This window comes from Sphingomonas degradans, from assembly GCF_053502645.1.
Genome location: NZ_CP177172.1, coordinates 2,617,667 through 2,641,500 on the forward strand (window position 1 = coordinate 2,617,667; position 23,834 = coordinate 2,641,500).

Annotated in this window: 27 protein-coding genes; 21 read left to right on the top strand and 6 right to left on the bottom strand. The window is 66.5% G+C overall.

The window, feature by feature from the left end; translation table 11 throughout:
* Positions 1–31: 31 nt before the first annotated feature.
* The gene (locus tag ACG3SL_RS11850; protein ID WP_448661340.1) at positions 32–706 is read right to left on the bottom strand and encodes a hypothetical protein; all 675 of its coding nucleotides are present in this window, start codon (positions 704–706) and stop codon (positions 32–34) included.
* Between the two features lie 233 nt (positions 707–939).
* Between ACG3SL_RS11850 and ACG3SL_RS11855 the strand changes: the two genes are divergently transcribed.
* Entirely contained in the window at positions 940–2,844 is a 1,905-nt protein-coding gene (locus ACG3SL_RS11855; RefSeq protein ID WP_448661341.1) for a HAMP domain-containing methyl-accepting chemotaxis protein, read from the top strand.
* Positions 2,845–2,931: 87 nt separating this feature from the next.
* Here ACG3SL_RS11855 and ACG3SL_RS11860 read toward each other — a convergent pair whose 3' ends face one another.
* On the bottom strand, positions 2,932–4,101 hold the full coding sequence (locus tag ACG3SL_RS11860; protein WP_448661342.1) for a carbohydrate porin: 1,170 nt from the start codon (positions 4,099–4,101) through the stop codon (positions 2,932–2,934).
* A gap of 247 nt (positions 4,102–4,348) precedes the next feature.
* Between ACG3SL_RS11860 and ACG3SL_RS11865 the strand changes: the two genes are divergently transcribed.
* A complete protein-coding gene (locus tag ACG3SL_RS11865; RefSeq protein ID WP_448661343.1) occupies positions 4,349–6,124 on the top strand; it encodes a methyl-accepting chemotaxis protein in 1,776 nt (591 codons plus the stop codon).
* A 294-nt stretch (positions 6,125–6,418) separates the two neighbouring features.
* Here ACG3SL_RS11865 and flaF read toward each other — a convergent pair whose 3' ends face one another.
* Positions 6,419–6,778 carry a flagellar biosynthesis regulator FlaF gene (gene flaF / locus ACG3SL_RS11870; protein ID WP_448661344.1) on the bottom strand — a complete coding sequence of 120 codons (360 nt, stop codon included), beginning with the start codon at positions 6,776–6,778 and terminating at the stop codon, positions 6,419–6,421.
* Positions 6,779–6,893: 115 nt separating this feature from the next.
* Between flaF and ACG3SL_RS11875 the strand changes: the two genes are divergently transcribed.
* The 14 genes from ACG3SL_RS11875 (at position 6,894) to ACG3SL_RS11940 (ending at position 18,999) form a co-directional block, all read left to right on the top strand.
* On the top strand, positions 6,894–9,302 hold the full coding sequence (locus ACG3SL_RS11875; protein WP_448661345.1) for an HAD family hydrolase: 2,409 nt from the start codon (positions 6,894–6,896) through the stop codon (positions 9,300–9,302).
* 275 nt (positions 9,303–9,577) lie between these two features.
* Positions 9,578–10,462: a flagellar motor stator protein MotA gene (motA, locus tag ACG3SL_RS11880; protein WP_448661346.1), complete on the top strand. Its 885-nt coding sequence runs from the start codon at positions 9,578–9,580 to the stop codon at positions 10,460–10,462.
* A 16-nt stretch (positions 10,463–10,478) separates the two neighbouring features.
* Positions 10,479–10,757, top strand: coding sequence for an STAS domain-containing protein (locus tag ACG3SL_RS11885; RefSeq protein WP_448661347.1), 279 nt, complete (start codon positions 10,479–10,481; stop codon positions 10,755–10,757).
* Positions 10,754–11,119 carry a response regulator gene (locus ACG3SL_RS11890; RefSeq protein WP_448661348.1) on the top strand — a complete coding sequence of 122 codons (366 nt, stop codon included), beginning with the start codon at positions 10,754–10,756 and terminating at the stop codon, positions 11,117–11,119. The genes ACG3SL_RS11885 and ACG3SL_RS11890 overlap by 4 nt, the downstream gene beginning before the upstream one ends.
* On the top strand, positions 11,116–13,311 hold the full coding sequence (locus tag ACG3SL_RS11895; RefSeq protein ID WP_448661349.1) for a chemotaxis protein CheA: 2,196 nt from the start codon (positions 11,116–11,118) through the stop codon (positions 13,309–13,311). Before ACG3SL_RS11890 ends, ACG3SL_RS11895 begins: the two co-directional genes overlap by 4 nt.
* On the top strand, positions 13,308–13,793 hold the full coding sequence (locus tag ACG3SL_RS11900) for a chemotaxis protein CheW (RefSeq protein WP_448661350.1): 486 nt from the start codon (positions 13,308–13,310) through the stop codon (positions 13,791–13,793). Before ACG3SL_RS11895 ends, ACG3SL_RS11900 begins: the two co-directional genes overlap by 4 nt.
* Complete coding sequence (locus ACG3SL_RS11905; RefSeq protein ID WP_448661351.1) at positions 13,790–14,674, top strand: CheR family methyltransferase; 885 nt, start codon at positions 13,790–13,792, stop codon at positions 14,672–14,674. Before ACG3SL_RS11900 ends, ACG3SL_RS11905 begins: the two co-directional genes overlap by 4 nt.
* The gene (locus tag ACG3SL_RS11910; RefSeq protein ID WP_448661352.1) at positions 14,671–15,717 is read left to right on the top strand and encodes a protein-glutamate methylesterase/protein-glutamine glutaminase; all 1,047 of its coding nucleotides are present in this window, start codon (positions 14,671–14,673) and stop codon (positions 15,715–15,717) included. Before ACG3SL_RS11905 ends, ACG3SL_RS11910 begins: the two co-directional genes overlap by 4 nt.
* On the top strand, positions 15,717–16,106 hold the full coding sequence (locus ACG3SL_RS11915) for a response regulator (RefSeq protein WP_448661353.1): 390 nt from the start codon (positions 15,717–15,719) through the stop codon (positions 16,104–16,106). The genes ACG3SL_RS11910 and ACG3SL_RS11915 overlap by 1 nt, the downstream gene beginning before the upstream one ends.
* A complete protein-coding gene (locus ACG3SL_RS11920) occupies positions 16,106–16,630 on the top strand; it encodes a chemotaxis protein CheD (RefSeq protein WP_448661354.1) in 525 nt (174 codons plus the stop codon). The genes ACG3SL_RS11915 and ACG3SL_RS11920 overlap by 1 nt, the downstream gene beginning before the upstream one ends.
* Complete coding sequence (locus ACG3SL_RS11925; RefSeq protein WP_448661355.1) at positions 16,630–16,962, top strand: hypothetical protein; 333 nt, start codon at positions 16,630–16,632, stop codon at positions 16,960–16,962. Before ACG3SL_RS11920 ends, ACG3SL_RS11925 begins: the two co-directional genes overlap by 1 nt.
* Before the next feature lie 3 nt (positions 16,963–16,965).
* On the top strand, positions 16,966–17,814 hold the full coding sequence (locus tag ACG3SL_RS11930; RefSeq protein ID WP_448661356.1) for a flagellar motor protein MotB: 849 nt from the start codon (positions 16,966–16,968) through the stop codon (positions 17,812–17,814).
* 11 nt (positions 17,815–17,825) lie between these two features.
* A complete protein-coding gene (locus ACG3SL_RS11935; RefSeq protein ID WP_448661357.1) occupies positions 17,826–18,263 on the top strand; it encodes a hypothetical protein in 438 nt (145 codons plus the stop codon).
* Positions 18,264–18,357: 94 nt separating this feature from the next.
* A complete protein-coding gene (locus ACG3SL_RS11940; protein ID WP_448661358.1) occupies positions 18,358–18,999 on the top strand; it encodes a PilZ domain-containing protein in 642 nt (213 codons plus the stop codon).
* Positions 19,000–19,345: 346 nt separating this feature from the next.
* Here the strand turns inward: ACG3SL_RS11940 and fliP are convergent, their stop codons facing one another.
* From fliP to ACG3SL_RS11955, 3 genes are read right to left on the bottom strand one after another with little or no spacing between them, the layout of a single operon-like run.
* A complete protein-coding gene (gene fliP / locus ACG3SL_RS11945) occupies positions 19,346–20,074 on the bottom strand; it encodes a flagellar type III secretion system pore protein FliP (protein WP_448661359.1) in 729 nt (242 codons plus the stop codon).
* Positions 20,067–20,630 carry a flagellar biosynthetic protein FliO gene (locus ACG3SL_RS11950; protein WP_448661360.1) on the bottom strand — a complete coding sequence of 188 codons (564 nt, stop codon included), beginning with the start codon at positions 20,628–20,630 and terminating at the stop codon, positions 20,067–20,069. Before ACG3SL_RS11950 ends, fliP begins: the two co-directional genes overlap by 8 nt.
* Positions 20,630–20,866 (bottom strand): FliM/FliN family flagellar motor switch protein, encoded by a 237-nt coding sequence (locus ACG3SL_RS11955; protein WP_448661361.1) that lies wholly within the window; start codon positions 20,864–20,866, stop codon positions 20,630–20,632. The genes ACG3SL_RS11950 and ACG3SL_RS11955 overlap by 1 nt, the downstream gene beginning before the upstream one ends.
* Before the next feature lie 115 nt (positions 20,867–20,981).
* On the opposite strand from ACG3SL_RS11955, the gene flgC reads away from it, so the two are divergent.
* Genes flgC through flhB form a run of 5 tightly spaced genes read left to right on the top strand, consistent with a single transcriptional unit; the run spans position 20,982 to position 23,827 of the window.
* Entirely contained in the window at positions 20,982–21,389 is a 408-nt protein-coding gene (gene flgC / locus ACG3SL_RS11960; protein ID WP_448661362.1) for a flagellar basal body rod protein FlgC, read from the top strand.
* Between the two features lie 32 nt (positions 21,390–21,421).
* On the top strand, positions 21,422–21,736 hold the full coding sequence (locus ACG3SL_RS11965; RefSeq protein WP_448661363.1) for a flagellar hook-basal body complex protein FliE: 315 nt from the start codon (positions 21,422–21,424) through the stop codon (positions 21,734–21,736).
* A gap of 1 nt (position 21,737) precedes the next feature.
* The gene (locus ACG3SL_RS11970; protein WP_448661364.1) at positions 21,738–22,004 is read left to right on the top strand and encodes a flagellar biosynthetic protein FliQ; all 267 of its coding nucleotides are present in this window, start codon (positions 21,738–21,740) and stop codon (positions 22,002–22,004) included.
* Entirely contained in the window at positions 22,001–22,759 is a 759-nt protein-coding gene (gene fliR, locus ACG3SL_RS11975; protein ID WP_448661365.1) for a flagellar biosynthetic protein FliR, read from the top strand. The genes ACG3SL_RS11970 and fliR overlap by 4 nt, the downstream gene beginning before the upstream one ends.
* On the top strand, positions 22,760–23,827 hold the full coding sequence (flhB, locus tag ACG3SL_RS11980) for a flagellar biosynthesis protein FlhB (protein ID WP_448661366.1): 1,068 nt from the start codon (positions 22,760–22,762) through the stop codon (positions 23,825–23,827).
* Positions 23,828–23,834: the final 7 nt, after the last annotated feature.

Here is a 23,834-nt window from a genome sequence, read left to right on the forward strand (position 1 = left end):
CTACGCCCACCACCGACGTCCGCGTACGGACTCAGCGTTGCTGGCCCAGGCCGATATGGCCATAGCGGATGCCGCCGGCCCGGGCCGTGGCGGGCGCGCCGCGCCACAGCTGCGCTTCGGGCGCATAGCCGCCGCCGACCGGAAGCTGAACGCTGGTGCGCGCGACCCAGCGCGATGGCCCTGCACGCTCCCGCCGATCGCGGCGCCCCTGACTCGGCGGAGCGGCGGATCGAGTCAATTGCGGCACATCCCTCCGGTGCGCCAGCATCAGCCCGCCCAGCACACCCGAAAGGCTCGCGGGTTCGGGCAGCGTCGCGCCCGTCATCGCCGGACTGGCCCCCGCCTCCTGCGCGCCCGCGCGGTGCTTGCGCCGCGAAACGAAGGTCAGCGGAACGCTCCAGCCGAGCAAGTCGACATGGCCGTAGCGCACCATCCGAAGGACATGGCCGTAGGGATCGTCGAACGCCGCTACAACGATCGGGGACCAGTGGGCGCGGGGTTTCCACCCTGTCTGCTGCGGCGAAAGCGATGTCGGCGTCGTGCTTTTCCTGGCCACGGGCAAGCGCGTCCGCACGCTGCCCCAGCGGTCGGCATCTTCCAGCTCAGCCGCGTGGGCAGGGGCGCGATGGTCGGCGTCGCAAACATCGGCAACCGGCTCGAACCCGGCAGCACGGCGCGGCGCGCACGTGTCGAGGCTCGCGGGCACCAATATCTCCAGCAATGTATCGTTACTTATAGACGAAACGCCGCTCCGCGCGCGGCCTGCTCCGCCCCGTACATTCCCTGATTGGACATCTTCGGATCCGGAACCGCACGCGACCAACATTGCACCGGGCAGCCACCGCCGCCGTCGGTCCATTCTATAATGACTCATCGAGGTCGCACGAGCCCTCGTTTGACAACCGAGCGCCGACAAGCGCGACAGAACTGGAATGGTGCATGCTTGCTTTCATCGACAACTGGCGCCTGGCCAAGAAAATGCTGGTTTCGTTCGCGATCCTGGCGCTTCTGACCGGGGGCCTGGCGCTCAATGGCTATATCTCGAACAAGACGCTGACCCGCGTTGCCGCGACCCACGTCGAACAGGGCGTGAAGGGCATTTCCGGCCTCGCCGACCTGTTGAGCGACGTCAAGGAACTGCGGATCATCGTCTATAGCTATTACGCCGCCGTCGATCCCAAGGACATGCAGAAGCTGGAAGAGCGGCTCGCCAAGACCAACAAGGAATTGGACGAGGCCGTCGCCGACTATGCCAAGATCGCCGGCGACGATTTCGCCGCCGACGTGACCGCGCTGAGCGCCATGGTCGCCACGTTGCACCAGACCGACGCCCGCATCTTCGCCCAGAAAAAGGCCGGCGACATGGAAGGCGCGCTCAAGACCATCAAGGGTGACGGCAAGGACGCTTCCACGGCCGCGCGCGAACAGATCAACAAACTGCTCGAGGCGTCGCGCACCCGCGCCGAAGCTGCGAATGTCAGCGGCAACGCCACCGCGACCTTCTCGCTGCTGACCACCATTGCGCTCGCGGTCCTGTCGTTCCTGGGCCTTGGCTTCATCTGGCTGATGATCAATCGCACCGTCGCCGATCCGCTCGCCCGCCTGACCGACGTCACCAAGACGCTGGCCGAGGGCGGCACCGCCGAGGTTCCCTATCGCAACCGCGATGACGAACTGGGCCAGATCGCCTCGGCCGTCGAACAGTTCCGCAGCGCCGCGCTGAGCCGCGCGGAAATCGATGCCCGGCTGGCAGCCGAACAGTCGCGCGTGACGACGACGCTCAACGAAAGCCTGTCGGCAATGGCGCACGGCGATCTTACCGCCTCGATCGACGCCGATTTCCCGCCGGCCTATGCCGAGCTGAAGGGCAATTTCAACGAGGCCCTGTCCAGCCTGCGCGACCTGATCGGGTCGGTGATCGAATCGACAAGCTCGATCCGCACGGGTTCGGGCGAAATCGCCCAGGCTTCCGAAGACCTGGCCCGCCGTACCGAGGCGAACGCCGCGAGCCTGGAGGAAACCTCCGCCGCCATCACCCAGATGGACCAGCGGCTCAAGGCGACCGCGGCGTCTGCCGGCCGCACCGTGGAGCGCGCCGATGGCGCGATCTCGACCGTGTCGGGCGGCCGTTCGATCGCCGATGAAGCGGTGCAGGCAATGACGCGCGTTTCCGAAAGCGCCAAGGGTATCGACAGCGTGATCGAGGGGCTCGACAAGATCGCGTTCCAGACCCGCGTTCTGGCGATGAACGCTGCGGTCGAGGCCGGTCGCGCCGGCGAGGCAGGCCGTGGCTTCGCGGTCGTGGCCGACCTCGTCTCCGCGCTGGCCATGCGCGCCGAGGAAGAAGCAGGCCGCGCCCGCGACCAGCTGACCGCGACGCAGACCGACATCGTCGCCGCCGTGGACATGGTGCAAAAGGTCGACGGCGCGCTGGTCAATATCTCGAGCGATGTGAGCGAGGTCCATTCGCTGCTGAGCACGATCGCCACCGATAACCAGGCGCAGTCGACGGCGATCACCCAGGTCAGCGCGGCGATTGGCGCGATGGATCATTCGACGCAGCAGAATGCGGCGATGGTCGAGGAAACCTCGGCAGCCGCCCGCAACCTGAGCACCGAAGTGAGCACGCTCGCCGACCAGGCTACGCGCTTCGTGATCTCGGCCAACGGCGCCCGTCCGGCCAACCGTCCCGCTGCACGCCCCGCGGCTGTCGCCAAGCCGGCGGCGCAGGCCAAGCCGACGACTTCGGCGGGCGCATCGAACGGCTATGTCTCGCCGGTCAAGGCGCTGCCAGCGGCAGTGCTGGGCGCCGGCGGCGGCGGGGATGACTGGACCGCGTTCTGATCCCACGCAGGATCGACACAAAAAGGGGCGCCGCAGTATCGACTGCGGCGCCCTTTTCTCTTCGTCCGTCGCGCTGGGCCGCTGCTCTCAGTTACCGCCCACCGTGGCGATCAGCCGCAGGCCAAAGACCAGCGTGTTGCGGCTGCCCCCCGTCCTGTCCGCGCGGCGGATATATTGCACGTCGGGCTGCACCGCGAGGAACGGGGTGATCGCGTCCTGATAGGTCAGCTCGAACCCCACTTCGTCCCGCCCGCTCTCTACCCCCGCATCCTCCAGCGACGCGCGATAGGCGTCGGACAGCCGGCCATGCTGGATGCCGAACGACAATTGGCCGTCGGGCCGACCGGGCACGATGCCCCGGAGCAGCGCCCCCGCCTGGAACCCGCCGCGAAACGGCGTGGTGCGGCCTTCGGACACCCCGGCGCGCAGGAACACGCTGGCGCCGCGCTTGTCGTCGCCGGCAACCTGCTGGTCGACCAACAGGTATCCACCGCTTGCGATCCGCCGCACGGGGAACCCGCGCGCATCGATTGCCCGGATGTCGTCCTGCCGCCGCGTATAGCGCCAGGCGCCGACGGCGACCTTGCCGCCATAGGTCAGCCCGCCTTCGGCAATCAGCAACACCCCATCACGGAGCGTCACATCCACGCCTTCGGGATCGCCGACCACGCCCGCATGGGCATTGACGGCGGCGACGCGGGCATAGCCGTGGCGCCCGATCTGCACGTTGCCGCGCACGGTGAGCGCCGTGGAGGGAAAGATCGACGGACCGTTGGGGCCCGTGGCGGCCAGCTCCGATCCGATGCCAAAGGCGGGCGCGATCAGCAGCCCGGCTGAATCGTTCTGATAGAATTCGGCATTGAGGTCGTTCAGCCCGACGCGCAGCGAGGCGCGACCACCCGCGAACCCCTGTTCGAGCCACGCTTCATAGAGTTTGGCGCGGTGGCGGGCCACTTCGATATTGTTCACGCCCTGCAACGTGCCGGCGGCATCGTTGGGCGCCCCGCCCGCCGTGGCGAGCAGGTGGACGTTCCCGGTCAGGCCCGAAACCCCGGCGATCCGATCGAAATCGAAGTCCGCGACAAGCTGCGCATTGTGCAGGACGAAACTCTTGCGCTCCACCCCTTCGGCAACCGAGACCGCATCGACGGTATAGCTCGCGCTCACGGTCACCGGCGCACCCGCCTCGGACTGGGCGAATGCGGGTGCCACCGGAATCATCGTAAACGCACACAGCGTCCGCTGCACTTTCTTCATCGCAAGTCTTTCGCGCAGAGATGCGATCCCCAATCGATTTATAGCGCAAGACCAGCCCCCACGGTCGGACGCGCAAGTATTTACCCCCGCGTTTCTGGGGGGTGCGCGAATCCCGCTATATTTATCCTGGGCCACCGCGCGTGGCGTTGGACCAGGGTGGAAGTAAGCGATGCGTGCAACCTCGACCGGATATGCGAGCGGATTGTCTCTGGAACGGGCGACATGGCTGGTTCGCACGGCAATATTCATGCTTGTGATGGTGCTGGGCCTGACCGGCATCGGCGCCGCCTGGCTGCAGAGCCAGAGCCTGCATCGCCAGACGGAAGCATCCGCCCTGCTGCAAAATCATATGACCGCCGACATGATGCACGACGCGATCCGCGCCGACGTGCTGGCAGCGATCGAAGCCAAGAACCCCGGCAGTGGGCTCAAGCGCGAGGATATCCTCGACGACTTCGCCGAGCATCTCAAGACGCTGCAGGAAGCCATTGCCGAGGATGCGCGCTACACCGGATCGGCCGAAGTGGCCGCCGTGACTGGCAAGCTGGCCGCACCGATGACCGCCTATACCGACGCGGCACAGGCGATGCTGGCGATCGCGGAAACCGACTCCTTGCGCGCAACCGCCGGACTCCCGGCCTTTTTCGTGCAGTTCCGGACGCTCGAACAAAGCATGGCCGCCGCATCCGACGCCATCGCCAAGCACCAGGACGAGACCGCCGCAGCCGGCACGCTGATCGGGACGCTCGCTGAAGTGACGCTGGGCATCGCGCTTGTGCTGGGGATGGCTGTCGCGGTCATGCTGGCGCGGGCCGCGTCGCATCGCGTCATCCGCCCGATCGTGTCGCTCACGGCAACGATGCGCGAACTCGGCGCGGGCAACCTGTCGGCACAGCCCGAAGGGACCGATCGCCAGGACGAACTGGGCGAAATGGCCAACGCGATGCTCGCGTTCCGCGATCAGGTGGCGGCTGCCGAGGAATCCAAGCATGCGCAGGCGCAGTTGATCGTCGGCTCGCTGGGCGACGGGCTGACCGCATTGGCGGCGGGCGACCTGACCGCGTCGATCGACGCCGATCTCGCCCCGCCCTTCACCCAGCTCAAGGTCAATTTCAACGAAGCGACTGCCAGCCTGCACGCGCTGATCGGATCGGTGACCGAATCCGCCGCCACGATCCGCACGGGTTCGTCGGAAATCGCCCAGGCCTCCGAAGATCTGGCGCGCCGCACCGAGGCCAACGCATCGACGCTGGAAGAGACCAATGCCGCGGTCAGCCAGATGGACGCCCGGCTGAAGGCGACCGCCACGGCAGCGAAGCAGACGGTGAGCCGCGCCGACGGCGCTATCGCCACCGTCGCCGGTGGCCGCGCGATCGCCGACGAGGCCGTCCAGGCGATGACGCGCGTGTCCGAAAGCGCCAAGGGAATCGACAGCGTGATCGAGGGGCTCGACAAGATCGCGTTCCAGACGCGCGTGCTCGCGATGAATGCCGCCGTCGAGGCGGGGCGCGCGGGGGAATCGGGGCGCGGCTTTGCCGTCGTCGCCGACCTCGTGTCCGCCCTCGCGATGCGCGCAGAGGAAGAAGCCGGGCGCGCCCGCGACCAGCTGACCACCACCCAGACCGACATCGTCGCGGCAGTGGAGATGGTGCAGAAGGTCGACGGCGCGCTGATCAACATCTCCGGCGACGTGCGTGAAGTCCATTCGCTGCTCGATCAGATGGCGGCGGACAACCAGGCGCAATCGAACGCGATCGGCGAAATCAGTACGGCGATCAGCGCAATGGACAACAGCACCCAGCAAAACGCCGCGATGGTCGAACAGACCTCTGCCGCCGCGCGCAACCTGACGTCCGAAGTGGGTTCGCTCAGCGCGATGGCGGGACAGTTCACCATCGCCGGTACCGCACGCCAGCCCGCCCGCCGCAGCGCGGCGCCGGGGCCGACGCCAGCACCGGCCCCGAAAGCGGCGCCGGCCGCATCGGTGACCTCGATTTCCAGCGAGGAATGGGCGTCCTTCTGACGCCCACGCCACCGCGCGCCCGGCGCCGGTATTGTGCGGTCATTCGGCGCTCCGCCCGCGCCTTTTGATGCAACGGAGCGGCAATCGATCCCAGCCCGCGCCGGGACGACGGCATTTATGGTTCCCCGCTGCCAGCTGCGACAGCCCCTGCCGATCGTGCAGTGGCGCGGCAGCGCCCTCCCCCTTTTCGGTTGCCCGCCCCGTCCCCGGAAACGGCAACCCGTACGCCAAAAGCAAAGGGGCGCCGCAGTCGGTACTGCGGCGCCCCTTTCGTGTCGTGATGTCGCGGAGGGATCAGGCGGCCAGGCGCTCGTTGCGCAGCCCTTCCATGATCGTGCGGTTGATGGCGATCAGCTCGCCGATCGGCTCGCGGCCCGCCACGACGTCGCTGGTGAAGCGCTCGACCCACAGGCCCAGCGAGATGATCTGCGCACGCAGTTCGATCGGCAGCCCGTTCCCGCGCGCGCCGCAATCGGTGGCAAAGGCGGACCACATCTGGCGGTTGCGGTGGAGTGCCGGCATCAACAGCGCGCCGCGCAGGCCCGCCGTCTCGGCATCCATCATCTCACCCGTAATCTCGCTCATCAGCCGATACTCGGTCGAGCGCGGCGTCTCTGCGCGGCTTACTGCAGCACGATAGGCGTTGAGAGTCATTTTGGCTCCTTTAGTGGTCCCTTCATTCTAGAACGGATTCGCCGCGCACGGCTGCTGTCTTCCTATAAGATTCCTGCGTCCAACGATGCGGGGCGCTTTTTCCAGGGAAACTGCATTGGCCGACACTATCCTTCCGCAGGCATTGCCGACGGCGCTGGGCCGCTATCCGGACGTCACGACGCTTTCGCTCGACTGTTTCGACACGCTGTTGTGGCGCGACACCCATGCGCCGCGCGACCTGTTCGGCTTGCTGCCCGCCATCACGGTGCCGCAGCGCCAATGGGCCGAACAGCGCGCGCGCACAGCGTCGCTGGTCAAGCGCCACCGCGCAGAGGTGAGCATCGGCGAAATCTATGCCGAGCTCTATCCAAACGCGACCGCCGCCGAACGCGACGCCGCGATCCAGCACGAACTGGACGCAGAGGCGCTGCACTGCTTCGCCTTCGCGCCCACGGTTGCGCTGATGCGCGAAGCCAAGCGGCGCGGGCTGCGCGTCATCATCGTGTCCGACACCTATCTGGACGAAGCTCAGTTGCGCGCGCTGATCGCTGCCGCCGCCGGTGCGGACGTCGCGGCGCTGATCGACCAGCTGTTCTGTTCGTCCGTCCATGGCGCGTCCAAGAGCGAGGGGCTGTACAAGCATGTCCTGAAGAAGCTGCGGATCGCCCCCGACAAGATCCTCCACATCGGCGACAACCCCAATGCCGACGTCGCAGGCGTCGAGCCGTTCGGCGTCCACACGCTCCATCTTCACCAGTTTTCGGACGCGACCGAGCAGCGGCTTCGGCTTGAGGCGGCGGTGGGCACGATGCTCCACCCGACGGAAGCGCTCGCCGCGACCAATTTCCAGCCGCACCGCGCGACGCTGGCCGCCGTCGAGCCGCTGATCGAGGATCCGGCCGAAGCGCTCGGCTTCTCGGTGCTCGGCCCTGTGCTGCACGGCTTCGATCGCTGGCTGGCGGACGAGGCCGAAGCGCTGCGGGCCCGGCATGGCGGCACCGTCCACTGCCTGTTCCTCATGCGCGACGGCCATTTGCCGATGCGGGTCCACGCCGCCAGCGGTCGCGAATCCCCGGCGCATGCGATCGAGATCAGTCGCTTCACCGCCACCGCTGCCGCGTTCGACAGCCCCAAGGCGATTACCCGCTATCTCCAGCACGAAGTCGGCACCGACATGAAGGTCGTGGCAAAGCAGCTGTTGCTGACCCAGGCCGAAATCGGCGCGCTGATGAAGCAGCTCCCCCAAAAGGGCACGCTGGGCGCCTTCCTCGCGGCAGTCTCTTCGCCGGCGCGGGTGCGCCAGACGATCGCGCGCTCGACTGCCTTTGCGGAGCGGCTGGCACAGCATGTCCGCGCCACCGTCGCTCCGGCGCCGGGTGACACGCTGATGCTGGTCGACCTTGGCTATAACGGATCGGTCCAGAACGAGATCGAGCCCGTGCTGCGCCGCCTGCTGGGCGTCGAGGTCGCCGGCCGCTACCTGCTGCTGCGCGAGCAGTATCAGACCGGCTTCGACAAGAAGGGCCTGATCGACCCCACCCATTACGACGCGCACACGCTCGAATCGATGTGCGCCAATGTCGCGGTGCTCGAACAGGTGTGCACCGCGGCCCAGGGCTCGGTGGTGGATTACGCAGCCGACGGCACGCCGCTGCGCCGCGCCAACAGCATCAAGGGCCGCCAGAGCGAAGTGCGCGAGCGCATCCAGGCGGGCTGCATCCGCTTCGAGCAGGCGCAGCGCGACGGCATCCTGCGCGCCTCGGCACCCGACGCCGCGGTGATGTGGCGCCGCAACGCCGCCGCAACGCTCGCGCGGCTGATGTTCCTGCCGCTGCCGCAGGAACTCGACGTGATCGCCGCGTTCGAGCACGACGTGAACCTGGGCGTGGACGATGTCGTCCCGCTGTTCGACACCGACATCGCCCAGCGCGGGCTGCGCCAGCGCGGCCTGTTCTACATGAAGGGCTCCGAACGCATGTACTTGCCGGCGGAGCTGCATGGCGAGGGACTGGCGCTCAAGCTGACGCTGCTGGCGCACAAGCGTTTCGGGCTCGCGCTCAAATATGCCGATTTCATCGACCGGACGATCGCGCTGCCGGTGATCGTCGCCGACGGCACCAACGTCACGACCAGCACGGTCACGGCCACGCCCACGCATGACGGCTATTACATGGCGCCGATCCCGATCGGCGACTGCCGCTATTCGGTCGCGCTCCAGTTCGGCCAGATCTATGAGTGGCTCCAGATCGACAGCGCGGTCTTCATGCCGACCGTCGATTTCCTGAGCGAGACTCCGCGTCGCGACGTCGAGCGCGATGCCACGCTGTCGCTGGAGGACATGACCCAGGCGGCACCGCATCTGTTCCAGTGCGAGAATGCGTTCGGGTTCATGATGGTCCCGCCCCCGCCGCGCGAGAGCGACGAGCAGATGATGCTTGCAGTCACCTTCCGCCCGATCGTCGCCCGCGCGGCTGCGGACGCGGTGGCGGCCCCGGTGGCGACCGTCCAGGCGGCACGGCAATGACCGCGCAGCATCGCCCCGCCACCGCGCCGCACGACCGTGTGCCCCTGCCCCCGCAGACGGGCATGACAGCGCCTGCCGTAGCGTCGGGTGTGGCCGACGATGACGACGCTGCCCTCATCATGGCGATCGAGTTGCACCAACTTGGCAATTACTTGCCAGGCCCTGGCGGGCATCCGGGAAAACCCGGCTGACCGATTTACCACCGCCCGCACCGAGGCGGGCAAAACCTTCCTATAATTCTGGATACTACCCAGAGAAAGTAATCGGCACCCCCCATGCTAAACGGCATCGGCCTCATCATTATCCTGGTCTGCGTGTTCGGCAGCTTCATGATCTCGGGCGGCAAGTTCGAGATCATCCTGCACGCGCTGCCGCACGAGCTGATGGCCATCGGCGGTGCGGCGATCGGCGCCTTCATCGTGTCCAATTCGATGGCCACGGTGAAGAAGGCCGGCGCCGGGATCGTCCGTTCGTTCAAGGGAACGAAGTGGAAGCCCAATGACTACAAGGATCTGCTGACCCTGTTGTTCGGCCTGCTGACGACCTTTAAAAAGGGCGGCGCGACCGGCCTGGAACCGCACCTCGACAAGCCCGAGGAAAGCCCGCTGTTCCAGCCCTATCCGCAGATCCTGAAGGATCACCATCTGGTCGAATTCGTCTGCGACTATCTGCGGATGATGACGGTCAACTTCGAAGACCCGAACCAGCTCGAAGCGGCGATGGACGCCGATATCGACAAGCACCACCACGAGGAAACCGGCCCGCAGCACGCGCTGCAGATCATGGCCGACGGCCTGCCCGCGATCGGCATCGTCGCCGCGGTGCTGGGCGTCATCAAGACGATGGGTTCGATCGATCAGCCGACCGAGATCCTGGGCGCGATGATCGGCGGCGCGCTGGTCGGCACGTTCATGGGGGTGCTGCTCAGCTACTGCCTGGTGGCGCCGCTTGCGAACAAGCTGCTCGAAATCATCGAAAAGGACTCCCAGCCCTTCTTCATCGCGAAGACCGCTATCGTGGCCTACGCGCAGAACCAACCCGTGCAGGTCGCGATCGAAATCGCGCGCCGCATGACGCCCTCGGCCTATGCGCCGAGCTTCCAGCAACTCGAAACTGCTCTCGACGAGGCGAAAAATGGACTCAACCCAGCCACTGCCTGACGAGGTGGAGGACCGCATGCTGCGCCTCCCCCCGCATGGATCCACCGTTACTGCGGGCGATCTCCGGACACGCCTTCTCGAAGCGGCGGAACAAGAAGACGCCATCGAAATCGATGCGTCGGACGTCGAGAGCGTCGGCCAGGCCGTGCTCCAGCTCCTCGTCGCCGCGCGCGCCGATGCGCTGGCCGCAGGCCAGACCTTCACCATCCTCAACCCAAGCCACGCCTTTTTGGACCGCGTGACCAGCTGCCAGCTGGCAGCAGCAATCGGCATTGAAACCGGAGATGCAGAGTGACCAAGCTGATCCTCACCGTAGATGACTCGGCCAGCATGCGAATGCTGCTGAAAACATCGCTGACGGCCCAGGGCTACAAGATCGAGACGGCGAACGACGGCCAGCACGGCCTGGAGCGCATGCGCGAGGTCAAGCCCGACCTGTTGATCACGGACATCAACATGCCCAAGATGGACGGCTTCGAGCTGATCGAAGCCGTGCGCGCCGAGGGCAGTTTCCGCGGCACGCCGATCCTGGTGCTGTCGACGGAATTCTCGGACGAGAAAAAGGCGCGGGCCCGTGAAGCGGGCGCGACCGGCTGGATCACCAAGCCCTTCGAGGCCGAGAAGCTGGGGGCGGCTATTCGCCGCGTCTGCCCGTGAGCGACGAAATGGACGAGATCCAGGCAATCTTCTTTGAAGAATGCACTGAAGGCCTGACTGCCGCCGAAGAGGGGCTGTCGGCGATGCAGGCAGGCGACGTCTCTGGTGAGACGATCGCGTCCGTTTTCCGTGCAGTCCATTCGATCAAGGGCGGCGCGGGTGCGTTCGGCCATGCGGACCTCACGGCATTCGCCCACAAGTTTGAAAACGTGCTGGACGAAGTCCGCGCGAACAAGATTTCCCCGACCCCCGGCGTCATCAAGGTGATGCTGAGTTCGTTCGACATCCTGGCCGATCACGTCGCCTATGCCAAGGGGCTCGCCCCCCGGCCGAACGACACCGCCGCGCTGACGGTGCTGGAACAGGTGCTGGCCAACAAGGGCGTGGCAGAGGGCGATGGCGCAGCCGCCGCTCCTGCCCCCGCCCCGGCACCTGTCGCCGCTGCCCCAGCCGCGCCGGCCGAGGAAGACGAATTCGGCTTCAGCCCGGTGCTGGTGCAGCTGGACGAGATCGAGCCGAGCGAGCCGCCGGCCGCGCCGGGCTGGTACATCCGGTTCAAGCCTTCGCGCGCTGCGATGATGAACGCGGCCGAGCCGCTGCTCACCGTGCGCGAGCTGGAAGGCCTGGGCGCCACGGTGGAGTCGGTCGAGACCGGCCAGCTGCCGCCGCTGCGCGACCTGGACCCGGAGGACAGCTATTTCGCCTGGATCCTGAGCATGCCGGGTGAAGTGTCGCAGGGCGACATCACCGACTGCTTCGATTTCGTTGCCCCGGATTCGGTCGTCGAAATCCGCCGGCTCGAGCCCGAAGTCGTCGCCGCACCGGTCGCGGAGGCCCCTGCCCCCGCGCCCGTCGAGGACCTGATCCCGTTCGAGCCCGTGACCGCGACGGTGGAATCGCTGGCCGATACCATGCAGCAGGTGGTCACCGCCATCGCCGCCGCATCGGCAGCCCCGGCAGAAGCGCCGGCGCCCGCAGCTGCCGCCGCGACCGCCCCCAAGCCGGCGGCCGAAGCGGCGCAGACGATCCGCGTCGACCTGGGCAAGCTCGACCTGCTGCTCAACCTCGTCGGCGAACTGGTGATCCGCAACTCGATCCTGGCCGATCGGCTCTCGCCCGCCGATCGCGTGCGGGTGGAGCTGCCCGAACTCGCCCGGCTGACGCGCCAGATCCAGGACAACGTCATGTCCCTGCGCGCCCAGCCGATCCGCCAGGCGTTCAGCCGCGTGCCGCGCATGCTGCGCGACCTTTCGGTCGAAACCGGCAAGACGATCAATCTTGAGACTTATGGTGAGACGACCGAAGTCGACAAGGGTGTGATCGAGAAGATCGGCGATCCGCTGACCCACATGATCCGCAACGCCGCGGACCATGGCCTGGAGACGCCCGCCGAACGCATCGCCGCGGGCAAGCCCGCTGCGGGCACGATCAAGCTGTCGGCGGAACAGAAGGGCGCGCGCATCTTCGTGCGGGTCCAGGACGACGGGCGCGGCATCAACCGCGAACGCGTGAAGGCCAAGGCCATCGAAAAGGGCATCATCGCCGCCGATGCGCACCTGACCAACGAGGAAATCGACCAGCTGATCTGCGCGCCGGGCTTCTCGACCGCAGAGACGATCTCGAACATCTCGGGGCGCGGCGTGGGCATGGACGTCGTCCGTTCCAACGTCGAGGCACTGGGTGGCCGCGTGGAAATCCACTCGGTCCCGGGCGAAGGCACCAGCTTCACGATGATCCTGCCGCTGACGCTCGCGATTTTGGACGGCATGATCGTCCGCCTCGCCGGCCAGCGCTTCGTGCTGCCGCTCAGCCATGTGCTCGAGACCGTCCAGCCCGAACCGGGCCAGGTCAAGCGCACCTCGCCGGACAGCGAAGTGATCGACATGCGCGGCCACTATGTGCCCGTGAAGCGTGCGACCGAGATCTTCGGCCTGAACGACGACCGCGCCATCGAAGACTCGCTGGTGGTGATCGTCGAGAGCGAGACCGCCGGCAATGTCGGCCTGGTGGTGGATACGATCGACGACCGCCGCGAAGTGGTGATCAAGAGCCTCGACCAGAACCTGCATCCGATCCGCGGGCTGGGCGGGGCCACCATCCTGGGCGACGGCTCGATCGCGCTCATCCTCGATATCGAAGCGCTCGTCGCTTCGCCTTCCAACCGTTTCGTGCCGAAAGGACTGGCAGCATGACCACCGACACTACTGACCGCAAGATCGTAACCTTCTCGCTGGGCAAGCAGACGTTCGGCATCGACATGCGGGCGCTGATCGAAATCCGGGAATGGGACGAACCCACCCCGCTCCCCAACGTCCCCAGCTTCGTCAAGGGCGTGACCAACCTGCGCGGCAACGTGATCCCGGTGGTCGGCCTGGCCGAACGCCTGGGCTGGGAGCCGAGCGTGCTGCATGCCCGTTCGTGCATCCTGGTCGTCAACATCGCCGGCAAGCAGGCGGGGTTCCTGGTGGACGAAGTCAACGACATCGTCGGCATCGGCGAGGCGGAAATCCAGCCGGCGCCCGAAGTCGAGACGATCGAAGCCAGCGTGATCGCCGGCCTGGTCCGCATCGCCACGCGCGCCAAGGATGGCACGCGCGACGAAAAGGGTACGATGGTGCTGCTGCTCGACCTCGAAGCGCTCAGCCTCACCAAGCATCTGGATCTCGCAGCGTGAGCGCGGCCGGGGGCGCCACGGCGCTCGCCGGCGGCAACGCTGGCGTGGCGGCCAGCCATAGTGCGGAGCTTACGCCGCGCGATTTCGCCGCCATCGCCGCAATCATGCACGAGGACGCGCGGATCGCCTTGACCGAGGCAAAGACCACGCTCGTCCAGTCGCGCCTTGCACGGCGCCTGCGCGAGCATGGCCTGAGCAAGTTCAGCGACTATGTGGCACTGGTCCAGCGCGATCCGCAGGAACGGCATACGATGGTGGTCTCGCTGACCACCAATCATACGCACTTCTTCCGCGAGCCGCACCATTTCGATCACTTCCGCAGCACGGTCCTTCCCGAGTTGAAGAAGCGCAATGGGCCGATCCGGATCTGGTCGGCGGGCTGCTCGTCGGGCGAAGAGGTCTTCACGATCGCCATGTGCCTGCTGGGCCCGGATCGCACAGCCGCTTCGTGGCTGCGCCATGCCGACGTCCGGCTGCTGGCCACCGACATCGCCCCGCACGTGGTCGATTCGGTCCAGCGCGGCTTCTATGCCGACACTGTCGTCGAAGGGATTCCCGAGCCGTACCGCAGCACCTGGCTGCGCCCGGCGCCCGGCGGCTTCGTGATGGCGGAAGAGGCACGTCAGCTCGTGACGGCAAAGGTGCTGAACCTGTTCGGACAATGGCCGCTAAAGGCCGCGTACGACGTGATCTTCTGCCGCAACGTGATGATCTACTTCGCCGATCCCGCCAAGCGGGAGCTGGAGGAGCGGTTCGTCGACCAGCTGGCACCCGGCGGCCATTTGTACATCGGCCACTCGGAACGTCTGATCGGCAATTCGGCGGCGCGCATGGTCTCGTGCGGACACACCATCTACAAGAAACCGGAGGGCCGGGTATGAAACCCGTACGCACGCTTATCGTCGACGACAGTGCCTCGATGCGCGCCACCTTGAAGCGCATGCTGTCCGCCGACCCCGAAATCGAAGTCGTCGGCATGGCGCCCGAACCCTATGCCGCGCGCGACATGATCAAGACGCTCAACCCGGATGTCCTGACGCTCGACGTCGAGATGCCGGGGATGGACGGCCTGTCCTTCCTTGAACGCATCATGCGCCTGCGCCCCATGCCGGTGGTGATGTGCTCGACGCTGACGGCGCGCGGCGCCCAGGTGACGATCGAGGCGCTGCGCCTGGGCGCAGTGGACTATGTGACCAAGCCGAGCGGCACGCCCGAGGACATCGAACGCGATGCGGAGCTGCTGTGCGAAAAGGTCAAGGCGGCGGCCCGTTCGGTCGCGCGTGCAGGGCCGCAACGCCTGCCGATGCAGCCCAAGGGCTCGGCCGGCGCGCGCGGCGACACGCTGATCGCGATCGGATCGTCCACCGGTGGCGTCGAGGCGCTGTTCTCGATCCTGCCGTCGATGCCCGAGGACTGCCCGCCGATCCTGATCGTCCAGCATATGCCGGCGACCTTCACCCGCAGCTTTGCAGAGCGGCTGAACAGCGAATGTCGCGTCCAGGTCGTCGAAGCAACGAATGGCGCGCCGGTCCTGCCGGGAACCGTCTATATTGCTCCTGGAGGGGGCATGCACATGGAACTTTCAGGGGGTGCACGGGGGCACATCAAGCTCCGTCCGGGCGACCCCGTGGGAGGGCACAGGCCCGCCGTGGACGTGCTGTTCAACTCGGTGGCTTCGCTCGGCGAAGCAGCCGTGGGCGCGATCCTGACGGGCATGGGCGCCGACGGGGCGAGCGGTCTTCTGGAAATGCGGCGCGCAGGCGCCCGCACCTTCGGGCAGACCCGCGAAACCTGCGTCGTCTGGGGCATGCCCCGCGCCGCGAAGGAAATCGGGGCGGTTGAACGGGAAGTCGGATTGTCGGCAATGCCAGAGGCTATCCTCAAGGCTTGCCGTGCGGAAACGAGTAAAGTTGGGAGCGTTTGATGCCCGCTGCAGCACAAATCAAGGTGATGGTGGTGGACGACCAGACCAGTATGCGCGCGATGATCCGTCGCGCATTGCAGGATCTGGGGTTCAAGGACGTGCGCGATAAACCGAGCGCGACCGAGGCACTGTCCGCCATCAAGAGCGACCGGGTCCACCTGGTCATTTCGGACTATAACATGCCGGAAATGGACGGTCTTCAGTTCCTGGAGGCGGTGCGTGGCGATCCCGTGATCGGCAAGACCGTGTTCATCATGCTGACCGGCTCGGCCGATCGCGAAGTGGTCCAGAAGGCCGCAGCGCTGGGCGTGAACAACTATGTTGTGAAGCCCTTCGCACCCGCCGCGCTCAAGGAAAAGATCGAGCGCGTCTTCGGCGAGCTCACCTGATGCGCCGGGTCTCCATCGTCCAGGGCGAGAACGCGATCACCGGCGAAGCCGGCGTGATGATCTCGACCCTGCTGGGCAGCTGCGTCGCAGCGTGCCTGTACGATCCGGTGGCCAAGGTGGGCGGGATGAACCACTTCCTGCTGGGCGAACCCAGTGCCGACCATACCGTCTCGCAGAGCGACATGGCCCGCTACGGCGTGCATGCCATGGAGCTTCTGATCAACGGCATGATGGCCAAGGGCGCGTCCCGCAGCCGGCTCCAGGCCCATTTATATGGCGGTGGCAACATCGTCTCGGGCCTGGGCGGCATCGGCCATTCCAACGCGGCGTTCGCGCGCCGCTTCATGGAAACCGAAGGTATCACGATCGCACATTGCGACCTTGGCGGGCGTACCGCGCGCAAGGTCGAGTTCCTGCCCCACGAGGGCCGTAGCCGCTGCAAACATGTATCGGACGCGGTCCAGGAAAAGCCCCCTGTTTCGCTGCCCCGTCCCGTGGACGGTGGCGAGTTGGAGTTGTTCTGATGTCGTGCTTACCCCTCCAGCCGCACAAGGCCGGTGCAGATTCCCTCCCCGGCTTCGATCCGTTCTCGTCCGTGCTGCATTCGGTGATCGCCGGCGAGCTGCGCGAGATGCGTGACAAGCTGGAGGGGTTGGCAGAAGTGCTGGTGTGCGACGAACATTTCGCCACCTCCTACCTCGAACAGCTCCAGTCGTTCGACTATCTGATCCAGCATGCCGACGAATGCGTGAACCTGCTGGAACGCATCGCCGGGGGCGAGGACTCGCTCAGCGCGATCAACCATGTCCGCCTGGGCGCCGTCCAGCAACGGCTGCGACAAGCGCTGGAGGGCTAGGCTATGGCAGCTGCGAATGATCGCCCGATCATCATCAAGAAGGTCAAGAAGATTGCCGGCGGCCATCATGGCGGCGCCTGGAAAGTGGCCTATGCCGATTTTGTAACGGCGATGATGGCGTTCTTCATGCTGCTGTGGCTGATCTCCAATCCCGACAAGGCCCGGCTGAAGGGCCTGGCCCAGTATTTCACGCCCAGCGTCGGCGACAGCGCGCCGGCAACCCCGGTCATGGGCGCCTCCACCGGCGCCGGCGGTCAGGCGCGCAAGTCCGCGACCGAGCCGACCAAGGCCAAGGGCACGCCGACCAGCGACGCCGCCACGGCGGGTGCCGCGCGTGGCGGCACGGCCAATGTTCCCGACGCATCGATGCGCGTGATCGCCGCCGAACTGCGCGTCGCGCTGGATTCGATCCCGCAGGACCAGGGCGAGAAGAAGAACGTCGATGTTCAGCCGGCGCGCGACGGGCTGCGCATCACGCTGATGGACACCGATCGCCAGTCGATGTTCCGTGGCGGCACCGCCGAACTTAACGCCTATGCGCGCGGCATGCTGGCGCGGATCGCCGCGCGTCTGGTCAATTCCGGGTCGCAGATCGCGATCGAGGGCCATACCGACGGCGCCGGCGGGCAGAGCGATGCCAACTGGCGCCTCTCCGGCGAACGCGCGCTCGCCGCGCGCGTCGCGCTGATCGGCGCGGGCGTCACGCCCGATCGCTTTTCGGAGATCGTGGCGATGGGCGCAACGCAGCCGGTCTATCCCGACCAGCCCGGCCGCCCCGAAAACCGCCGCATCACGATCGTGCTGAAGGCCGAGGCTTCGCCGATGCCGAGCGACACCAGCTTCAAGTTCTGAAGGGCCGCCCGATGAAGAAGATCCTGTTTTTCGTCGCGATGCTGATCGCGGGCCTCGCCGTGGGCGGGGGCGCCGCGTTCGCCACGTCGATGTTCTATGGGAAAAAGGGTGCTGCGGCCGAAAAGCCGGTCGAGCCCGATCCCGCCTTTGTCGATGCCGGGCAGATCCTGGCGCCGCTGGTATTCCCCGACGGCCGCCTTGCCGGCTATGTCCAGATCCAGATGCAGCTCCAGGTGCCGCCCGACAAGGTCGGCTTCGTAACCGCGCGGCTGCCGCTGATGCTCCACGCGATCAACATGCGCACCTATCGCACGCCCATGGCCGCCGGCCCGGACGGCATGATCGTCAACATCGAAATGTTCCGCAAGGTGGCGATGGCGGCCGCGCCCGAGGCATTCGGCGCCGGCGTCGTCCGCCGCGTCGCGGTCACCGCAGCCACTCCGGCATGACCCCTAGCGGATGGTTGCGGAAGCGCATCCGCCGCCGGCTGGGCGTTTATACTGCATTACAGGGTCGGCCACGACCGCAAGCATGGAGGTAACGTTGGAAGCGTTCCAAAACAGCGCCCTCGCGCCCGGCGCGGCTGCCCAGGCCGCGCTGCCCGTGGACCGCGCGCCGCGCGTCGTCACGACGTTGCTGGTCGGAAAGCTGCTCGGCGGCGACCGGCGCGAGTATCTCTGCCGCATCCGCAACATCTCGGCCACCGGCATGCTGGTCGAAAGCAACCGGCTGGTCGCGATCGGCGAACCCGTGTGGGTCGAGCTGCGCAGCGGCGACCGGCTGGCCGGCGACGTCGCCTGGTGCGAGCCCGGCCGGATGGGCGTGCAGTTCGACGCGCCGATCGTCGTCGACGACATCCTGGCCAACGCCAAGTCGCGGCTGGCGATGAACGAGGCTGGCGTGCCCCGCGCCCCGCGCTTCGCCGTGCAGTGCGCCGCCCGGATCAACAGCTTCGGCCGCTCTATCGACGTCATGGTCGAGAACGTGTCGCAGAGCGGCGCCGGGCTGCGCATGGCAAAGCCCCCGCACCGCGATACCCAGGTGATCCTGTCGATCCCCGGCCTGCCCCCGCGCCGCTGCACCACACGCTGGAGCGACGAGGAACGCGCCGGGCTGACCTTTCTCGACGTGATCCCGTATCACGAACTGGCGGCGTGGCTGGGCCAGCAGGCAGGGGCGGACTGATACCCGCCGCGTCGACCGCGATCCACACCGCCCGACACCCCCCCGTCACCGCCACGGTAATCTCACCGTCATCCTGACGAAAGTCAGGATCCATTCGGTGCTCCGCCTGCGCTTTTTTGACTTGGGCGGAGCGGTAATGGATCCCAGCCTGCGCTGGTATGACGGACTCTATGGTCGCACAACTGCCATATGCGATAGCCCTGCCGACAACCCCCGCCTTGCCTCCGGTCCGCCTCAGGACGAAGAAAAAGCACGCGGCTCCGGCGAAACGATAGCCGCACAAAAAAAGGCCGGCACGCTGATGCGGCCGGCCTTTCCCCCTGGTTTTTTCGCCCCCTGCCCTGGATCAGGTGGCGAAACTCTTGATCAGCGACCCCGCCACCAGCGCCCAGCCGTCGACCAGGACGAAGAAGATGATCTTCATCGGCAGCGCGATCGTGGGCGGAGGCAGCATCATCATGCCCATTGCCATCAGCACGGCGGACACCGCCAGGTCGATGACGAGGAACGGCAGCAGCAACAGGAACCCGATTTCGAACGCGCGGCGCAGTTCGGAAATCATGAAGGCGGGGGCCAGCGTCGACAGCGGCGTGGCGCTGCGATCGGCGATCGGTTTGCCGGCCAGATCGGCGAACAGCTTGAGGTCGCTGTCGCGCACCTGGCCCAGCATGAAGGTGCGGAAGGGCTCGGCGGTACGCTCGAACGCCTGGGTCTCGGTGATCTTGCCCTTGGTGTAGGGATCGACACCCTGGTTCCACGCCTTTTCGAAGGTCGGCGCCATGACGAAGAACGACAGGAACAGCGCCAGGCTGATAATAACGGGGTTCGGCGGCACGCCGGGCGCGCCGATGCCGGTGCGCAGCAGCGACAGCGCCACCACCATCCGGGTAAAGCTGGTGATCGTCATCAACAGGCCGGGGGCGAGGCTGAGCACCGTCAGCATCAGCACGAGCTGGATCGCCCGGGCCGACATCGCCCCTTCCCCACCGATGTTGATCGTGGCGCCCTGCGCCTGGGCGTGCGCCGTCACCGGCAACAGCACCAGCAGCACAGCGGCGCCGATCAGCTTACGCATTGAGCGCCTCGCGCACCGCAGCGCGGTTCCAACGGGCAGTCACGCGCGGCGCGCGGGTGCGCGGCGCGGCGGGTTCCGCCTGCTCGGGCTCGGGCTCGATAGCGGCGTCCGCTTCGGGCTGTGCCTCGGGCGCGGGCGCCGGCGTCAACCGCGCGGCGGCGGTCGTGAAATCGATGAGCGTGCCGAAACCCGGCGCGGGCACGGGCGCCCGCTCTGCCGCAGGCGTGGGAACCAGCCGGGGCACCGTGCGCGGCGGGCGCGCAGGCTTGGGCGCGGGTTCCGGCGCTGGCGGCGCAGTGATGCCGGTTTCCAGCATCGCATGGCCTTCCGGCCCCAACAGGATCAGATGTTCGCAACCGTCGCGACGGATCAGCGCGACCGATCGCTTGGCATCCACCGACAGCCGCTCGACCAGTTCGACGCGCTTGCCGCGCCCGCTGGTGATCCGGCCCGGCAGCTTCAGGTCATAACGGCGCACCACCCAAAGTGCGCCCGCAAGCATTCCCAATACCATCCCCAGCGCACCGAGAGTGCGCAGCATCGAGAAAATGTCCATCAGTGGCGCTGCTTCTTTATGAGTTCGGAGATTTCGAGCGACATCTGGTCCCCATCGACCAGCACGCGCCCCTTCGCGACCAGTTCGCCGTTCACATAGACGAGGCTGGGATCGTCCTGCCCGCAATCGAGCGGAATCATCGCCCCCCGGCTCATTTGCAGGATCTGGCGGATCGGCACTTCGGCGGAGCCGAGCACGATCGACAGGTCGATCATTATTCCTTCGAGTACGGACATGCGTCCCCCTTTCAGGAGGACTTATAGGAACCTTTTTTCCGCCTAAGCGGCCCCTCCCGGCAAAAATTGCCTACAATGTTCGCAACGGCAGCTTTGGCCGCGGAGGAAGAGACCCATGGACTTGAAGGCATCGCTCGGCGTTTCGGCATCGGGGCTGCGCGCCCAGTCGCTGCGGATGCGTGTGATCGCGGAGAATCTGGCCAACCAGGACTCCGTCGCCACCACCCCCGGCGGCAATCCGTATCGCCGCCGCGTGGCAAGCTTTCAGGCCGAAGTCGATCGCAGCACCGGCGCCACCGGCGTCAAGCTGACCAGCATCCAGAACGATACGTCGGACTTCACCCGCGTCTATCAGCCGGGTCATCCGGCGGCCGACGCGCAGGGCTATGTGCTGAAGCCCAATGTCAGCGGGCTGGTCGAGGCCGCCGACATGAAGGCGGCGCAGCGCAGCTATGAAGCCAATCTGAGTGCGATCGAAGCGGCCAAGAGCCTGACGATGCGCACCATCGACCTGCTGAAATAACTTTCCCACCTTAACGTCACAGGGGACGAACCATGTCTATCGGAGCATTGGACGCCACCTCGGCCTATGGCCGGGTCGCGGGGCTGGCTGGCGGCGGTGCCGCGAAATCCACGGGCAAGACGGGCGAGACCGGGGGCTTCGGCTCGATGGTCGAGGATATGGTCACCGGCACCGCCGATCAGATGCGCACCGCCGAACACGCATCGGCGATGCAGGTCGCGGGCAAGGGCGACCTGATCGACGTCGTGACTGCGATCGGCGCCGCCGAGACGGCGCTCGACACGATGGTCGCGGTGCGTGACCGCGTGGTCAGCGCCTATAGCGACATCATGCGGATGCAGATCTGACGTGTCGCCGGCGACCGTCGTCGAGCTGGCCCAGGCCTCGCTGCTGCTGGTCCTCACCGTGGTGGGGCCGCTGCTGCTGACGTCGCTGATCGTCGGCAGCGTCATCGGCCTGCTTCAGGCGCTGACGCAAATCCAGGAAACCACGCTCACCTTCGTGCCCAAGCTGCTGGCGATGGGGGTGGTGTTCCTGTTCACCCTGCCGATGATGGGACAGGCACTGACCGGCTTCATGGCCAAGATCAGCGACCTGATCGTCCACAACGGATGACCGTGCCCCCGGACCTGGAGCTGCAGGTCACAGCCTTTTTCATCGTATTCGCCCGCGTCGGCGCCGTACTGATGCTGCTGCCCGTGTTCGGGGAGGATGCGATTCCGGGACGCATCCGGCTGATGATCGCCTTTGCGATGTCCGCCGCGCTATATGGCCTGGTCGGCGCACCTGCCCGCGCGGCCGTGGAGGCCGGCGGGGTGCTGCCCGCGCTGATCGTCGCCGAACTGATGACCGGGCTGGCGATGGGCATGATCGTGAAGATCCTGTTCTTCTCCATTTCGATGGCCGGCTCGCTGGTCAGCATGCAGGCAGGCTTTTCTTCGGCGATCATCTTCGATCCCGCGCAGAGCGGCCAGGCGCCCATTCTCTCCAAATTCGCGGGCCTTGCCGCCGCGCTGATCTGCATGGGGATGCAGGTCCACCATCTGTGGCTCGGCGCGATCGTCCACAGCTATCAGAGCTTTCCGGTCGGCGGGCTGCCACCGATGCAGGATTTCGCGCAGCTCGCCATCGCCGCGATCGGCCGGTCGATGACGCTGGGCATTTCGCTTGCCGCGCCGCTGATCGTCTATGGCATCGTGTTCAACGTCGCCCTGGGCCTTGCCGCGCGCGTCGCGCCGTCGATCCAGGTGTTCTTCATCGCCCAGCCGCTGAACCTGCTGCTCGGCCTCTCGCTCGCCGCCGCCACGATCGGCACGATGCTGACCTTTTTCGGCCAGGCAATGGCCGATGCGATGCAGGGCGGCTGGTAAATGGCGGAGGACAGCGACGAGGACAAGACACTCGATCCTACCGACAAGAAGCTGGAGGACGCCCGCAAAAAGGGCGACGTACCGATGGCGCCGGAAATGCGCCACGCCGCGATGTTCGTCGCGATGCTGGTCGTGATGGGTGGGCTTGGCGTGTACACCATCCAGCATCTGGGCGGCATGTTCGTGCGGCTATGGGGCAGCGCCGACGATTTCCACATGACGCCGGAGGGATCGCAGGATTTCGCCGCCGGCATCCTGGGCGCCTTTGCCAGCGCGCTGTTCCCGGTGCTCGCCGCGATGTTCGGCTTCGCGCTGCTCGGCGGCGTGCTCCAGGGGCGGCCGATGCTGTCGGTCGCCCGGATCAAGCCCAAATTCTCCAAGCTCAATCCGTTCAGCGGATTGACGCGCATCTTCGGCAAGCAATCGCTGGTCGAATTTGCCAAGACGCTTGCCAAGCTGTGCGTGGTGGCCAGCATCGCCACGTCGGTCGCATGGCCGCACGCTTCGGGCATCGACCGGCTGGTCGGCGCGGACCTTCAGGCGACGGGCGCCGCCGCCAACGGCATCGTCCATGCCATGCTCAAGTCGATCGCGCTGCTGGTCGGCGCGCTCGCGCTGTTCGACTTCGTCTGGCAGCGGCGCAGCTTCCTGAAGCGGATGCGCATGAGCCTGCAGGAAGTGAAGGACGAGCACAAGGAAGCCGATGGCGACCCCAAGATCAAGGCGAAGATCCGCCAGATCCAGATGCAGCGCGCACGCGGCCGGATGATGGCCAACGTGCCCAAGGCCAGCGTCGTCATCACCAACCCGACGCACTATGCCATCGCGCTGCAATATGACCACGGCGTCAGTGCCGCGCCGGTGGTGGTGGCGAAGGGCGTCGATGGCGTCGCGCTCAAGATCCGCGAGATCGCCGCCCAGCACAACATCCCGATGGTGGAAAACCGCCCGCTGGCCCGCGCGCTCTATGCCAGCGCGGAACTGGATCGCCCGATCCCCGTCGAACACTATGCCGCCGTGGCGGAAATCATCAGCTTCGTCCTGCGGATCGCGCGCAACCGCCGCTGAGCCTGCG